16 protein-coding genes and 1 other annotated feature are annotated in these 16,236 nt (G+C 36.9%); all 16 genes read right to left on the minus strand.

Annotated elements, in window-relative coordinates; genetic code table 11:
- Positions 1-76: 76 nt before the first annotated feature.
- Positions 77-2,656: a pyruvate, phosphate dikinase gene (gene ppdK / locus EZV73_RS09035; RefSeq protein ID WP_240839967.1), complete on the minus strand. Its 2,580-nt coding sequence runs from the start codon at positions 2,654-2,656 to the stop codon at positions 77-79.
- Between the two features lie 36 nt (positions 2,657-2,692).
- Positions 2,693-3,502 carry a pyruvate, water dikinase regulatory protein gene (locus EZV73_RS09040; protein WP_240839968.1) on the minus strand — a complete coding sequence of 270 codons (810 nt, stop codon included), beginning with the start codon at positions 3,500-3,502 and terminating at the stop codon, positions 2,693-2,695.
- Between the two features lie 8 nt (positions 3,503-3,510).
- Positions 3,511-4,131, minus strand: coding sequence for a helix-turn-helix transcriptional regulator (locus tag EZV73_RS09045; RefSeq protein WP_240839969.1), 621 nt, complete (start codon positions 4,129-4,131; stop codon positions 3,511-3,513).
- A 314-nt stretch (positions 4,132-4,445) separates the two neighbouring features.
- Positions 4,446-5,828, minus strand: a complete 1,383-nt coding sequence (locus tag EZV73_RS09050) for a glycine--tRNA ligase (RefSeq protein ID WP_240839970.1) — start codon at positions 5,826-5,828, stop codon at positions 4,446-4,448.
- A gap of 61 nt (positions 5,829-5,889) precedes the next feature.
- Positions 5,890-6,056, minus strand: a binding site (T-box leader).
- Positions 6,057-6,142: 86 nt separating this feature from the next.
- On the minus strand, positions 6,143-6,760 hold the full coding sequence (locus EZV73_RS09055; protein ID WP_240839971.1) for a DUF4342 domain-containing protein: 618 nt from the start codon (positions 6,758-6,760) through the stop codon (positions 6,143-6,145).
- Between the two features lie 56 nt (positions 6,761-6,816).
- Entirely contained in the window at positions 6,817-7,572 is a 756-nt protein-coding gene (recO, locus tag EZV73_RS09060) for a DNA repair protein RecO (protein WP_240839972.1), read from the minus strand.
- Between the two features lie 7 nt (positions 7,573-7,579).
- Entirely contained in the window at positions 7,580-8,965 is a 1,386-nt protein-coding gene (gene mgtE, locus EZV73_RS09065) for a magnesium transporter (RefSeq protein ID WP_240839973.1), read from the minus strand.
- 44 nt (positions 8,966-9,009) lie between these two features.
- Positions 9,010-9,909 (minus strand): GTPase Era, encoded by a 900-nt coding sequence (gene era / locus EZV73_RS09070; RefSeq protein ID WP_240839974.1) that lies wholly within the window; start codon positions 9,907-9,909, stop codon positions 9,010-9,012.
- Between the two features lie 12 nt (positions 9,910-9,921).
- On the minus strand, positions 9,922-10,311 hold the full coding sequence (locus EZV73_RS09075; protein ID WP_240839975.1) for a cytidine deaminase: 390 nt from the start codon (positions 10,309-10,311) through the stop codon (positions 9,922-9,924).
- Between the two features lie 9 nt (positions 10,312-10,320).
- Positions 10,321-11,481 (minus strand): DUF3048 domain-containing protein, encoded by a 1,161-nt coding sequence (locus tag EZV73_RS09080; protein WP_240839976.1) that lies wholly within the window; start codon positions 11,479-11,481, stop codon positions 10,321-10,323.
- 4 nt (positions 11,482-11,485) lie between these two features.
- The gene (gene ybeY, locus EZV73_RS09085; RefSeq protein WP_240839977.1) at positions 11,486-11,947 is read right to left on the minus strand and encodes an rRNA maturation RNase YbeY; all 462 of its coding nucleotides are present in this window, start codon (positions 11,945-11,947) and stop codon (positions 11,486-11,488) included.
- Between the two features lie 9 nt (positions 11,948-11,956).
- Complete coding sequence (locus EZV73_RS09090) at positions 11,957-14,041, minus strand: HD family phosphohydrolase (RefSeq protein WP_240839978.1); 2,085 nt, start codon at positions 14,039-14,041, stop codon at positions 11,957-11,959.
- Positions 14,042-14,049: 8 nt separating this feature from the next.
- Entirely contained in the window at positions 14,050-14,991 is a 942-nt protein-coding gene (locus tag EZV73_RS09095) for a PhoH family protein (protein WP_240839979.1), read from the minus strand.
- A gap of 125 nt (positions 14,992-15,116) precedes the next feature.
- Complete coding sequence (locus tag EZV73_RS09100) at positions 15,117-15,560, minus strand: GatB/YqeY domain-containing protein (RefSeq protein WP_240839980.1); 444 nt, start codon at positions 15,558-15,560, stop codon at positions 15,117-15,119.
- Between the two features lie 11 nt (positions 15,561-15,571).
- On the minus strand, positions 15,572-15,754 hold the full coding sequence (gene rpsU, locus EZV73_RS09105) for a 30S ribosomal protein S21 (protein WP_240839981.1): 183 nt from the start codon (positions 15,752-15,754) through the stop codon (positions 15,572-15,574).
- 140 nt (positions 15,755-15,894) lie between these two features.
- Complete coding sequence (locus EZV73_RS09110; protein ID WP_240839982.1) at positions 15,895-16,236, minus strand: histidine triad nucleotide-binding protein; 342 nt, start codon at positions 16,234-16,236, stop codon at positions 15,895-15,897.

The following is a 16,236-nucleotide window of genomic DNA, read 5'->3' on the forward strand; positions in this document are numbered from 1 at the left end:
AAAGCAGAAGTTATGTATAAAACTAATTGAAACAATCTCCACCTAAAAGTAAGGTAGCACGGCTACCTTACTGATATTATTTTAACGCCGCTTGTGCAGCTGCTAATTTAGCAATTGGAATCCTGTATGGTGAACAAGAAACATAATTAAGACCAATCTTATGACAGAAATGGATAGAGTTTGGCTCACCACCGTGCTCACCACAGATACCCATCTTCATATCAGCCTTAAAAGAACGACCAGAGTTGACAGCAATCTCCATCAATCTACCGACACCTGTTTGATCCACACTTTCAAATGGATCCACATCAAATACCTTATGGTTGACATACTCATGGATAAACTTAGAAGAGTCATCTCTAGAGAAACCTAAAGTCATCTGAGTTAAGTCATTGGTACCAAATGAGAAGAATTCTGCTTCTTTTGCAATTTCATCTGCTGTTAAAGCTGCTCTTGGCACTTCAATCATAGTGCCCACTGTAAATGTACAAGTGTGATTTCTTTCTTCAAGTACCTTATGAGCTGTTTCGATAACAAGGGTCTTCATAAGAGACAATTCTTTTGTAAAACCTACTAGAGGAATCATGATTTCAGGCTCAATGGTCATACCTTCATCCTGTAAGTCACATACCGCATTAAAGATAGCCTTAACTTGCATCTCATAGATTTCAGGATAAGTTATGCCAAGTCTACAACCTCTATGGCCAAGCATAGGATTGACTTCTTCTAAATTCTTGATACGCTCTTTAATGGCTCCCATAGGCTTTTTCACCATGTCTGCAAGAACTGATATTTCCTCATCTGTATGTGGTAAAAACTCATGTAACGGTGGATCTAGAAGCCTGATGGTAATCGGTAGATTTTTCATCAGCTTAAATAAACCATAGAAGTCTTTTTGCTGATAAGGCATCAACTTATCTAAAGCCTTGAGTCTATCTTCTTTATACTCAGCCAAGATCATACGTCTCATGTCCATGATTCTACTTGGGTCAAAGAACATATGCTCAGTTCTACACAAACCAATACCTTCAGCACCAAACTTAAGTGCAATGGATGCATCATGTACAGTATCTGCATTGGCACGTACTCTTAATATTCTCTTTTCATCTGCCCAAGCCATTAAGGTATTAAACTCTTCTGAAAGTGACGCGTCAGCAGTTTCAATGATACCGTCATAAACAATACCAGCTGTACCGTCTAATGAGATTTCATCGCCTTCTACAAAAGTTCTGTCATCGATGATCATTTGAGTATGGTCACTTGATACAACCACATCATGACAACCTGCTATACAGCATTTACCCATACCTCTTGCAACAACGGCCGCATGTGAAGTCATACCACCACGTGACGTTAAAATACCTTCTGCATGAATCATACCTTCAATATCTTCTGGTGATGTTTCTGTTCTGACTAAGATGGCCTTTTCACCACTTAAAACCGCTTCTTTTACCCTGTTGGCGTCAAAGTAGATTTTACCTGATGCAGCACCTGGAGATGCTGGTAGACCTTCAGCCAATGCTTTTGCTTTTCCTTTAGACTCTTCTGAAAATGTTGGGTGTAAGAGTTGGTGAATCTGATTAGGTTCAACACGCATAATAGCTGTTGTTTTATCAATAACACCCTCTTTTACCATATCTACAGCAATTCTTATTGCAGCCTGAGCTGTACGTTTACCCGTTCTAGTTTGTAATAAGAAGAGCTTGCCATTTTCAATTGTAAACTCAATATCTTGCATGTCTTTGTAGTGTGCTTCTAAGACATCTGTTACATCTATAAACTGCTTGAATACTTCCGGCAAAGATTCTTCTAGTGTAGAAATATGTTTTGGTGTTCGTATACCCGCCACAACATCTTCACCTTGGGCGTTTAATAGGTATTCACCGTAAACACCATTTTCACCTGTCGATGGGTTTCTTGTAAATGCAACACCTGTACCTGAACGTTCCCCCGTATTACCAAAGACCATCTCTTGAATGTTGACAGCAGTACCTAAGTCATCAGGGATCTGATTGATCTTTCTGTAAACTATGGCTCTATGATTGTTCCATGATTCAAATACAGCATTGATAGCTTGGTACATCTGCTCTTTTGCATCTTGCGGGAATGGGGATCTTGTTTCTTTTAATACAACCCCCTTAAACTCTTCTACAATCTTTCTAAGATTGACAACATTCTTTTCTTTAAATCTTTGGTAGATTTTATCAAACTTGTACTTTTCAATGCCTAGTACAACATCTGCAAACATCTGTATCAAACGTCTGTATGCATCAAATGCAAAAACAGGGTCACTATTTTCAGCAAGAATCTCCACGGTTTCGTCATTTAAACCTAAATTAAGTATGGTATCCATCATACCAGGCATAGAAATAACCGCACCTGATCTAACAGAAACCAACAAGGGATTCTTACCACCCAATGTTTTGCCTGTTTTCGTTTCAAGATCACTTAGATAGGATTCGATTTGCTCTTTCATATCCTCTGAGATCTTCTTATTATTCTCGTAGTAATTCATACACGCTTTGGTCGAGATTGTAAATCCATCCGGTACAGGTAGGCCGATTTTTTTCATTTCAGCCAAACCAGCGCCCTTACCGCCTAATTCAGATTTCATCTCTTTGTTACCTTCTTCAAAAGCATAAACAAACTTAACCATTTCTACCTCCCTAATGAAGTCCAAAGCGCCCTTATTTTACTCGCTATGGTTTTCCTTCATTATTTCAATAATAATATTGGCTGTTTCTTCAACTGCTTTTGTCGCAACATCAATGATCGGACAGTCTATTTCCTTCATTATTCTATCTGCATAATCGAGTTCTTCCAATATACGATCAAGATTTGCGTACGTGGCAGTATCACTTAAGCCAAGTGCCTTTAAACGTTCTTGTCTTATCTCGTTAAGTTTAATAGGATTTGTTGTCAGTCCAATGATTCTCTCTTTAGGTATTTGATACACTTCTTTTGGGACCGGCACTTCAGGTACCAACGGTACATTCGCGCATTTTAGGTTTTTATTAGCGAGATACATACTAAGTGGCGTCTTTGACGTTCTTGATACACCTAGTAAAACAACATCTGCTTTCTTTATACCCCGAGGATCCTTACCATCATCATATTTTACTGCAAATTCTATTGCTTCTACTTTTTTAAAGTACTTTTCGTCTAATCTACGAATAATGCCTGGTTCATGTTTAGGTTCTAATCCTAAAAAGCTTTGGAATGCATGCATGGCTGTACTCATCACATCGATACAAGGAATATCTAATGCCTTACAACGCGTCGTTAATAATTCTCTAAACTCATCTATAACTGTAGTATAAAGAATAATTGACTTGTGAGCCTCTGCTTCTTCTACGACTTCTTCGATTTGAGACTTTTCTCTTACAAAAGGAAACTTAACAATTTCATACTCTCTGTCAAACTGAGCCGCAGTCGCGCGAGCAACATACTCTGCAGTTTCACCAATAGAGTCTGATACAATATAAATCACATACTTACCCATATTACCTCCTACTGATTAAATATATCAACAAAAAATTCTGTTATGTTGGTCTTTGATATCCTGCCAATCACTTCACATGCTTGATCATCTGTCTTTTTTACAACTGGCATACAGTCAATTTCATGGTCCATAAGTCTTTTGGCTACATGAACAACAGATTCATCTTCAAGTGCGACATGGATATTAGGCATCCTCGTCATGATTATACCCACTGGCATGGACTTCATATCAGCTCCGCCAATAGATGACTTAATAAAATCCTTTCTAGAAATAACGCCTGCAAGACATTTGTCTGATAAAACAAATATGGTACCGACATCTTCTAAAAACATGGTTACTATAGCATCATAAATCGAGACCTTTTCATCAACTGCAACAGATCTAGACATAATGTCTTGGACCTTCGTTTTTGTGACTTCATTCACCACTTGACTCTCAAGGGTATCACCAACAAAGCAATAACCCACCTTAGGTCTTGCCTCTAGAATATTCATCTTTGTTAATATCGATAAATCAGTTCTTAGCGTTGAACGTGTCACATTTAAAAGCGTTGCAATCTTCTCACTGGTTATTGGTTCATATTTCTGAACAATATCAATGATATGCCTTTGCCTTTCATTAAACTCCATACTCCCTCCTTAAAAGCTGATGTGTGTCCAACGAATAAGTATATGTGATGCACTATTCGAAGTATATCATCATACATACTGTATATAGTGCATCATATTTGTTGATTAATTCATTATGTCACATCATTTATAATTTGTACAGACTTTTTTTGATAAAAATATCACGATTTTTTCAATATACCATATTATATCATAGCTTTTAAGGAAATGGTGCATCATATTTCAGAATAATTTAAGGTATCTAGCCTTTCCTTATTCACGAAAACAAGTTTTCTAACCAAAGAAAAACTCTGTGAAAAACACAGAGTTTAAACTTAAAATGCTACTTTATCACCTATATACTTCACAAGGTCTTCAATCTTTACTCTTGTTTGTTCCATAGTATCTCGATCTCTAATTGTAACAGACTTATCTTCTAAAGATTCAAAGTCAAAAGTGATACAGAATGGCGTACCAATCTCATCATGTCTTCTATAACGCTTACCAATAGAACCAGACTCATCGTATTCTACATTAAAGTGCGCTGCCAACATTTCATAAACCTCTAAAGATTCATCTTTTAGCTTCTTAGATAATGGGAATACAGCAGCCTTAAATGGTGCAAGTGCTGGATGGAACTTAAGTACAGATCTTGTAGACTCATCTTCTAATACTTCTTCTTCATAAGCATTGATTAAGAATGCTAAAGCAATTCTGTCAGCACCTACAGATGGTTCAATACAGTAAGGGATGTACTTTTCATTTGTTACTGGATCTACATAGTTGAGTTCAGTACCTGAATGCTCAGAATGACGCTTTAAGTCGAAGTCCGTTCTGTCAGCAATACCCCAAACTTCACCCCAACCAAATGGGAACAAGAACTCAATATCACTTGTTGCATTAGAGTAGTGAGATAGTTCATCTTCACCATGGTCTCTAAATCTTAAAGCTTCTGGCTTCATACCTAAATCTGTTAACCAGTTCATACAGAAATCTTTCCAGTATGCAAACCACTCTAAGTCATCACCTGGCTTACAGAAGAATTCAAGCTCCATTTGTTCGAACTCTCTCGTTCTGAAAGTAAAATTACCTGGTGTGATTTCATTTCTAAAAGATTTACCAATTTGACCAATACCGAATGGTACTTTCTTTCTAGACGTTCTTTGGATAGCCTTGAAGTTGACAAAGATACCTTGTGCAGTCTCTGGTCTTAAATATATTTCAGTTGAGCTGTCATCTGTTACACCTTGATGTGTTTTAAACATTAAGTTGAACTGACGAATGCCAGTGTAGTCTCTTTTACCACAGTTTGGACAGTTGATTTCATTTTCTTCAATATAATCAACCATCTGCTCATTTGTCCAACCTTCTACAACCTGAACACAGTCTTTTCTTACCATGTACTCTTCGATTAATTGGTCGGCTCTGTAACGTGTTTTACAAGCTTTACAATCCATTAATGGATCATTGAAACCACCAACGTGACCTGAAGCCACCCATGTTTGTGTGTTCATTAAAATCGCTGCATCCATACCAACGTTATATGGCGACTGTTGGATAAACTTCTTCCACCATAACTGCTTAACATTGTTTTTAAGCTCAACGCCTAATGGACCATAATCCCACGCATTTGCCAGACCACCGTAAATGTCTGAACCTGGGAATACAAAACCTCTAGATTTTGCTAATGATACGATTTTCTCCATAGTTACACTCATATTTTTCCTCCTTCTTTTTCCTGAGGCAAAAAATATAAAAATCTCCCGCCTCTACTATAAAAGTAGGGACGAAAGATATCTTCCGCGGTTCCACCCTAATTGATGCTAAGCACCCTCTCAGTTGAATATGCTCAAAAGCGCCCTTCACTCTCCCTCGATATCTGTTTACACCAACCACAGACTCTCTACCATCTCAGAATCGCTACTCCTCTTTCTCATAGCATTATTAATATATAAGCATTTTAGCACACTGGGCTAAATACTGCAATGCTTATTTAAAAAAAAGAAAACCTGTGATAAATCACAGGCAAGTTTTATTCTTCATCGTTTTCTTTTAATTCTTCTTCGAATGCTTCATCGTACTCTTCAGTCACTTCTTCTGTTACCTCAATAGTTACTTCACCATTCTCTTCAGTCACATCTACGTTGACATTTCTTTCACGCTTAACATGAGGATCTTGAACATGTTGTTTTGTCGTCTCATAAACTTCTTTAGCTTTGTCTTTTGTCTGCTTCATCACCTCTGAAGCTTTTTCATTGACATTGATGATTTCACCATCTTCTTTATGGATCTTAATCACACAACCTGTTGCTAATGATGCAATTAAACCAACAACTGTTGCTGAAGTTAAGAATACTGCACCTAAAGCACCAACTGTTACAGGAATGTTCATGATTTTTTCATCATCTTTTTCTACAACAATTCTGTTCACATTGCCTTGCTTTAAAATGTCTTTCATCGTCTTAATAACTTCATTACCAAAATCAGAAGCGTTTTGCGTAAATTTATCCATCTGTGGTTTTTCATTATCTAAAAGAATGATAGCTTCTAAGACATCACCATCTGTCTTTTCTAGTGCTTCTTTAGCCTTTTGGTACGATACGTGTGTTCTCTCTCTAACTTGATCTACTTGTTCTAATGTAATTGACATAGTAACCTTCCTTTCTTCTACCATCTTTATTTTACAACATACATTATAATAATACATTAGGAATGGCTTGTAATTTCATTAAAATGTTTTAATGTTCTAAAACCTTTCCTCTCTAAATGGTATAAAAGAAACTCATTTAGAATGAAATCTATCTTCTTTACCAGCACAGGATCTATATCTGTTTCAAGGATTCTTTCTAAATCAGATGCAAGTATAAACTTCATCAGCTTTGGAATCACATGACCAATACGGTAGTTGTCCGGGTAAAGATGATAACACTCTTTACATATTACCCCGCCTTCTTCAACTGTAAACTTTGGATCATCAGTTTCCTTACCACAGTTAACACATGAGTTCAGTTCAGGGCGCAAGCCAATAACATCTAAGAGTTTTAGCTCAAAGGCTATCTTAATCAGATGTTGAACCTTTAAATCATTCGACCCTTCTAAGACCTGTAAAAAAACAAGGAGTAAGTCAAACAAGCTATTATTGATAATATTTTCTACTGTTACTATATGTGCAAGCTCTAAAAAATATGATGCAATGGTTAATTTGTCAAGATCTTCTCTGAGATGATAAAAAGCATTTTTTACATCTATGGAAGTCACACTAGAAAGTCTGCCTGACTTTGAAATGGAAAACTCACCATAAACAAAGGGATGAGCACCAGAAGCCAATTTTGATTTGGGATTTTGAGACCCCTTGACAGCAGCACTCACCTTACCTGCTTTTCTTGTAAAAATGGTTAAGATCTTATCGTAATCAGATACCTTTACACGTTTAAGTACAATACCATCCGTTACTATATACATAAGCCCTCTATAACATATTGTTTAAAAGTGTGATAACAAGTGAAAAGTAAATCGTTAATCCTGTTATATCCACGGTCATAGTGATAAATGGTGCAGAAGCCACCGCCGGGTCGACACCAACTTTTTTAAATATAAGAGGTACAACCGTACCGATTGTAGAAGCTGCAAGCATATTTGCCCACATAGAAAGCCCCACAACAACCGCTAATAGTGGTGACACATCATAAATAAGATAAGATGCTACTAAGGCAATACCAGAGCAAAAGAGTCCTACCAAAAGACCAACAGACATCTCATGGAAAATAGTCTTCCAAACTTCTATACCTGAAATATTACCAATGGCAATGTTTCTTACAGTAATGGTAGATGACTGAGTCCCAATATTACCACCCATACCAGCAAGAATTGGTATAAAGATAGCAAGTACAGCATTAGAATCCAATGTGCTTTGATAGTTCTTAATGATCGATGCAGATAACATACCTCCGAAAAGGGTTACAATTAACCAAGGCAGTCTAGACCTTAATGAGTTTAAGATTCTTATATGCATCTTTTCTTCGTAGTTTTCTACTTCCAGTTCACTGGCACCGGCGATCTTTAAGATATCTTCTGTTGCCTCTTCTTCTAAGACATCGACGATATCATCGACTGTGATGATACCCTTCATATGGTCAAAATCATCAATAACAGGCACTGCTAAGAAGTCATATTTCGATACGACTCTAGCAACTTCTTCCTGGTCATCAGATACATTTACACTGATAACACGTGTATTCATGATATCTTTAACCTTATCTTTAGGATCCGCAACAATCAGGTCCCTAAGCGAAACTACCCCTGATAACTTTTCGTACTCATCGATGACAAACAGGTAGTAAATGGTCTCTGCATCCGGTGCATGATCTCTTAGATATTCTATGGCGTATTCTATACTATACTCTTCTTCTAATGAGATAAACTCGGTAGTCATTCTACCACCGGCTGTATCCTCATCATAAATCATCAGTTCACGAATATCGTCCTGATCTTCATCGTCAAGAAATCCAATAATTTCTTCACTTCTTTTATCATCTAACTCACCAAGGTGATCGGCAATATCATCTAGGGACATTTCATCAAGAATTTCTCTCTTGTCTCTTAATGTTAAGGCCTTTAAGATTTCAGAGAAAAGTTCTGAATCAATGTCTTCTAATACCTCGGCTGCTTCTTCTGTATCTAAAGCCTTGATCAGGATATTTCTTTGTGTCTCGTCTAGTTCTTCGATGATCTCCGTTAAGTCGGCGGAGTGAATGTTATCTACAATGGACTGAAGGGCGGGTATATCGCCTTGATCTATATAGTGCGATACACGTTCTAGTAATACTTTTAATTCTTCTTCAAATAAGCCTTGCATGTTTTCACTCCTTTCTTGACGGACAAAAACTAGCAAATTACTTGCTAGTATTTATTATGTCGATATCCAAGATTCTTTAATTGCATATCATTGTCTCTCCAGCCTGGTCTAACCTTCACCCATAGCTGTAAAAACACCTTCATGTCTAAAAATCTTTCTATATCTTCTCTGGCAGACTTGCCTATGCCTTTGAGTTTTCTACCACCTTTACCAATCAGGATACCCTTATGAGAGTTCTTCTCACAGATAATAGTGGCTTCTATGTCATAAATCTCACTGTTTTCACGTTTTCTCATCTTTTCAACTTCTACAGCTACACCATGAGGAATTTCATCTCTGATGTAATGTAAAATCTTCTCACGAATGATTTCACCAACAATGACTTTTTCAGGTTGATCTGTAATCATATCATCAGGATAATACATTGGGCCTTCTGGTAAGGCATCGATGATCTTATCCATTAAGACATCTACATTCTTATTGTTGATAGCAGATAAGCCGATGATTTCTTCAATAAAGTCATACGCCTTGTAGTTTTCTACTATTTGAGCATAGTCTTCAATGGCAAGTAAATCCATCTTGTTAATGATCAAGTAAACTTTAACCTTAGCCTCTTTAAGGGTATCTAAGATCCATTGATCACCAGGACCAATCTTTTTAGAATCGTCTACCATAAATAAAACTAAATCCACTTCTTTCAAAGTTTCAGTTGCAGCCTTCATCATGTACTCACCCAGCTTATGCTTAGGCTTGTGCATGCCTGGTGTATCCATAAAGATAACCTGCGACTCTTCCCTTTGATGAATAGCCATAATCTTATTTCTAGTTGTCTGAGGCTTGTCAGACATAATAGCTATTTTTTCCCCTAAAATATGATTCAACAAAGTAGACTTACCTACGTTAGGTCTACCGACAATGGTTACAAAACCTGATTTAAAACTCAAAATTTTTCCTCCCTACCTTAAATCACTCGGACCGAATGAATAAGGCAACATTTCCTTTAAGTTGATGACTTTCACATCTCCGTGATCGTCAAGTACAATATCTATATCTGGTGCAAATTCATTTAACACCTGTCTACAAATGCCACATGGGTAAGTGAAGATTTCACCTGCACTTACAACAGCAATTTTAACGAACTTGTTATAACCTTCTGAAATAGCCTTAAAAATAGCTGTTCTTTCTGCACAGTTTGTACCACCAAATGAAGCACATTCGATATTACAACCTGTAAATACTTTGCCCTCTTCTGTTAAGAGTGCTGCACCTACTTTAAACTTCGAATATGGTGCATATGATCTTTCAGTTGCTTCATAAGCCATTTTTAATAGTGTTTCATTGTTCATAGTTAACTCCTATTCAATAGATGGTTCCATACTTGTGGTGATCACTTGTACCCAAGTAACACCTGGGTTTAGAATCAACTCAGAACCATCTTCATAATAGTACTTCGTCTGATCATAGATCCCCGTCTTTTTCCAAGTAATTTTAATGTATGTGCCCTTGTTGATGTAGTAGCCATCGCCACTACCTACCATAGACACTTGTCTTCTGCCTGCACTATCAATCGTCTTATGGAATACTTTTTGAACAATGATATTATCTGCACTTAAATGGATGTCCGTCTCTTCATCCTTATGAGGACTTGAGTTGACATAACGCAGGTAGTTTTCATTTGCTTCATCGTATTCAAAACTCACTGAATAGCCAGTAGAGTCACTGCCAGAAGGTTTTTTATACCAAATTGTTACTTCATTTGCCTGATTGCCATCTAAATCATACTTTTCATATGAAATAGGCATACCTGCAAACTCGACTTCTGTAAAGTAGTTTTTACGGTTTGCTTCTTTTCTGATACCATCATGTGATGAATAAGCATTATGGGGCATTTTCTTGTGAGATGTTCTATAAAACACACCTGCGCCAACACTTAAACCATCTACATCTGCCATCTTATAGTTTATTATATCCGTTAAAGCTTGAGTTGAACCACCAACATGTACATAGAGCGGATTAAATTCTAAAGCCCTTTCTATATAATATGGTCTTGATGAACGGACTGGTCCAATCACTTCTGGCTCGTTTTTTTGGAACACAGCCATGTATCTTGTGATTAGGCCTTCAGCCAAAACTTCATAAACGACTTCTGCATCGGATAAACCAGCTTGTGGTCTTGCCTTGTAATGGTTATCAAGCATAACCACATAAGGTCTCTTTAAGCTTTCTTCTTCAGTAAGCTCTAAACCTGTTAACTGAGAAAAAATCTTACCTGTCGGGTCAATAACTGCTTCATCTGATGTTTCTTCCTCAGGTGCTTGTTCTTCCCCACCAGCTGCTTCTTCTGTCTCTGTAACAACTTCTTCAGTTTCTTCTACAACACCATTATCTACATCTGGTATGTTTGTTTCAATGTTTTCTATTGCATTTATTGTTGTATTTGTAGAGTTTTTATCATTGCCGCAGCCTACAAGTATAAGTGTAAGGATTAAAAGCAATGCTATTAGTGTCTTTTTCATATATTTACCTCGTCAAATTGTATGAAGAGAGGACTTTTTCTTCTTTCTCTCTCATCTCTTTAGTATTTTCTTCTGTGTCATGATCATAACCAAATAAGTGGAACATGCTGTGTACTACTAGAAAGCCAATCTCTCTCATCAAAGAATGGCCAAATGAGTCAGCCTGTCTCATAGCTGTTTCTGTCGATATGACCACATCCCCCAGTATGATATAAGGATCTACTTCCTCAGCATCCTTTATAGATTCATATTGAGGAAATGATAAAACATCTGTAGGTGAATCCTTGTCTCTATGCATCTTGTTGAGCTGATGAATCTCTTCATCATCTACAAACATAATAGATACTTCACCTTCATAGTCTAAATCTTCTTCAACAATCGCCATTTGAATCAAATCTTCTAAGACTTTTTCAAGTTTATCATCAATGTCTAGTACAGATTGATGATTTAAAATAGATATATCCATTTGCCCTCCTTATTTGATGACATTAATATGTGTCTTCTCTTGTGGGTATTCAATTCTTTCGTGAAAAGCACTAGAAAGATTGGAATAAAATGATTGTTTGATGACTTCTACATCACCAAAAGTTAAACCACTATTATCAAGTTGATGGCTCTTTATCTTATCATCTATTATTTTAGAAATCAACGCTTTTACATCACCTTGTTTGAGACTTCTTACAGCAGCTTCCACACTATCAGCTAGCATAACTACAGCCGTTTCCTTAGAAGTCGGTGAAGGGCCATCATAAGTATAAGCACCCGGATCAATTTCTACACCCTCTTCTAGGTTTTCACTGGCCTTATGATAGAAGTATTTAATCATGGTGGTGCCATGGTGTTCTTCTATAAAAGCAAGTATTTCATTTGGCAGTTTGTACTTTCTTCCAAGCTCCAAACCCTTCTCCACATGCTCCTTAATAATTTTAGCGCTTACCATGGGTACCAGTTGATCATGAGGATTGTTGTCAAACTGATTTTCCACGTAGAAAAATGGTCTTTCAATCTTACCAACGTCATGGAAATAAGCACCCACTCTTGCCATAATGGCATTACCGCCGATGTCATGTACAGCAGCTTCACTAAGGTTAGCTACCATAATAGAATGGTGGTAAGTCCCCGGCGCTTCTAATAAAAGCTTCTTCATCAAAGGATGATTAGGATTTGATAGCTCTAAAAGTCTCAGTGGTGTTAGAACCCTAAATACCGTTTCCCAAATCGGAAGTGATCCAATGGTTAAGACCGAACATAAAACACCTGACAACATACCTAGAAGCATAGATTCAATGATATAACCACTTTGCGATCCGCTTATTAAAAGATAAGTTACAATCATAATGGCATTTATCACAGACACCGTAAGTCCCGCCAAAAAGATGCGGCCCCTTTGATGAACACCACTTACCATAATGGCGGATATCATACAACCTAAAATCACCATTGCTGCCAAGCTTACTGGCACAGAAAAGATGACTGAAAAAATGACTGTAGCAAAGAAGGAATAAATGATACCACTTGAAAAGTCATCCACGATTGCTATAAGCATGCCAATGCTAGCAAGGGGCATGATGTATACGGACAAACTTTTTAATCCAAAGGATAGCAGGTAGACCAATATTAAAATGGAAAAGTTCAAATAAACCTGCATGATGGATTTCTTGTACCTGTGAGAATAAAAACGTACAACAAAATACATCAAGAAAAGCATAAGTATGACTAAAACATCCATACTTAAAAGTGGAATGTTTTGTTCAAATGTATGCAGGTCATTGAGACCGAGCTCGTTGATAATCCTATAGTTCTTTTCATCTAAGGCCTGTCCACTGGAAACCAAAATCGTACCAGCTGGAATAACCACACCTTCAACTAAATTTTGAGCATTTTCTATGGCAGCCTGCGTTGCTGCTTCATCTAAGTGGCTGTTATGTACGACATGAAATTGTACAATCTTTTCGATGATGGGTTTAACGGCTTCATCAATCTGTTCTATAGCATTAAAATAATCCGTCACTTCCTGCTTTTTCGAGATAATATTTTCATCTGTTACTTCAGATCTTAAGATGTTCTTTAAAATGTCATAGGAATAATTTTCAGTCAGTCTTAGATCCACATCCTCCATAGAAGATAGCGCCTTAAGTTCTTCCTCATTAAGACCAAAAGAGCCTCTTAGCAAGTAAGAAAAAACACGTTCTCTAATTTCTACTTCCTCAGTGTATTCTGCTCTTATATCATAAGCCTTATTATAAAATTCGCCGATGCTTGTTTTCGCATCCGAGTAAACCTTTGGATCAATTGTAAAAATCTCATCCACTTCATACTTAACATTTTCCTTTAAAGCACTTGTGGCCTCAAGATCATGATAATCTTCAGAAAGCACAATATCCTCACTTACAATATCGCCTACCTTATAATCATAAGGATAAGAAAATATGGTCAGGGCATATGTCGTATGTAAGATGATAAATAATAAAAGACATCCAATCAAAATATGTACATTGATTTCTTTAAACTTTACTGCAAACGCTGAATCTTTAAAAAACTTACTTAAAATAGCTTTCATCGTAACTCCTAATCGTTTTCGAACAGTTCATATTGTTTAATTATCTTCTTTACCAAACCATGACGCATGACATCTCTATCTGTAAATGTCATGACGCCAATTTCATCTAAATCTCTTAACACATGTAAAGCATGACTAAGCCCTGATGTCTTTCTTTCTAAATCTACCTGAGTCACATCACCGTTTATAACCACTTTGGAACCAAAACCAAACCTGGTTAAAAACATCTTCATTTGGGCTGTTGTTGTATTTTGCGCCTCATCTAAAATGATAAAGGCATGATCAAGGGTACGACCTCTCATATAAGCAAGCGGTGCAATTTCTACAAGGCCTCTTTCTCTGTATGCATTAAAAGACTCGTATCCTAATATTTCTTCCATGGCATCATAGATAGGTCTTAAATATGGGTCAACCTTTGACTGTAAATCACCTGGCAAGAAACCTAAGTTTTCTCCAGCTTCTATGGCAGGTCTTGTGACAATAATCCTTTTGACTTTTCCACTCTTAAAGGCCTTGATAGCCATAGCAACTGCCACATAAGTCTTACCTGTACCAGCAGGTCCAATACCAAATATCAAGTCTTTGTTGTCAATAATATCTAAATACTGTTTCTGACCAAGTGTTCTTGGATAAACAGGCTTGCCTTCTTTCGTGACACAGATGGTCGTCTTATAAAAATCTGTTATATCCGCTTCGGCATCATCTTCAATGAGCTCAAGGGCATACTCTATCTTTTGAAGGTCTAAATCATCACCTACTTCTATAATGGCAATGAGTTTTTCCAGTAGCTTTTTAGCCTTTGATGCCTGATGGCCTTCTATAACAATCTCATCTCTGACAAGGCTTAAGCTGATGTCTAATATCTTTTCTATATAATTAAAATGTTCATCTAAGTTACCAGCCAATTGCATGATAACATCTACATGATGAATCTGAATTGTTTCTCTCATGTTTCCTCCAATACTCCTGTTAATTTTACCATATTTCACTCTAACATCCTAGTTGAGACAATTGTAAAACAAAATAACTGCTTCAACATAGAGTTGAAACAGTTATAAACGTTTAAACAGTCATATTAATTTAAGAAACCTTTAACGATTTGAGACACAGTCTTACCATCAGCACGGCCTTTTACTTGAGGATTAACAATCCCCATAACCTTGCCCATGTCTTTCATAGAAGTAGCGTTCACTTCCGAAATTACACCAGATATAAGAGTTTTCAATTCATCTTCAGATAATTGTTCCGGCAAATATTTTTCAAGTACAGAAATCTCTGCTCTTGCTTCATCTGCCAAGTCTTCTCGACCGCCCTTAAGGAACTCATCAATAACACTTCGTTTTTGCTTAACTTGAGTTGCGACAATATCAATAACTTCGTCATCAGAAAGTTCAACTCTCTTATCTACTTCTACTTGCTTAATAGCAGCTCGAAGCATCGTAATTACTGATTTCTCCAACTTTTGTTTTTGCTTCATGGCTTCTTTTAAATCCGCCATCAATTGATCTTTAATGCTCATAAGTCATCTCCTTAGAAAGATTTTCTCTTCTTTCTACGAGCAGCTTCTGATTTCTTTTTTCTCTTAACACTTGGCTTTTCGTAGTGTCTTCTTTTTCTTAGCTCTGCTAATGTACCTGCTTTAGCAGTTTCTCTCTTAAATCTCTTAAGAGCGCTATCTATGTTCTCGTTTTTTCTTACTTCAACGCCAGCCATTTAACTTACACCCCCTTATTTCAAATATCATATTCTGATAAACAGGTTGTACTGTGCCAACCTATAAGGGAACACAGAATACTAAAGTATTATACCCTATTTTAAAAGACATTTCAATACATATTTCGTATTTTTTTAGTCTAACCCGGTGGCCACTTCATAAAACGTCCACCAAGCAGGTGATAATGTAAGTGATGTACCGTTTGGCCACCTTCATCACCTGTATTTGCAACAAGCCTAAAACCAGACTCTGCTATACCTAGACTCCCAGCAATCTCAGCTATCTTAAGCTGAATGTAACCTAAAAGCTCTAGATGAGATTCATTTGCCTCTTTTAAAGAAGCAATGTGTTCTTTAGGAATTACAAGTATATGTTCTGGTGCTTCAGGGTTTAGATCTCTGAAGGCAAGTATTTTATCGTCTTCATAAACTTTATTACTCGGTATATCACCAGATACAATTTTGCAAAAAATGCAGTCCAT

Source organism: Acidaminobacter sp. JC074 (assembly GCF_022496765.1).
GTDB lineage: Bacteria > Bacillota > Clostridia > Peptostreptococcales > Acidaminobacteraceae > JABXKX01.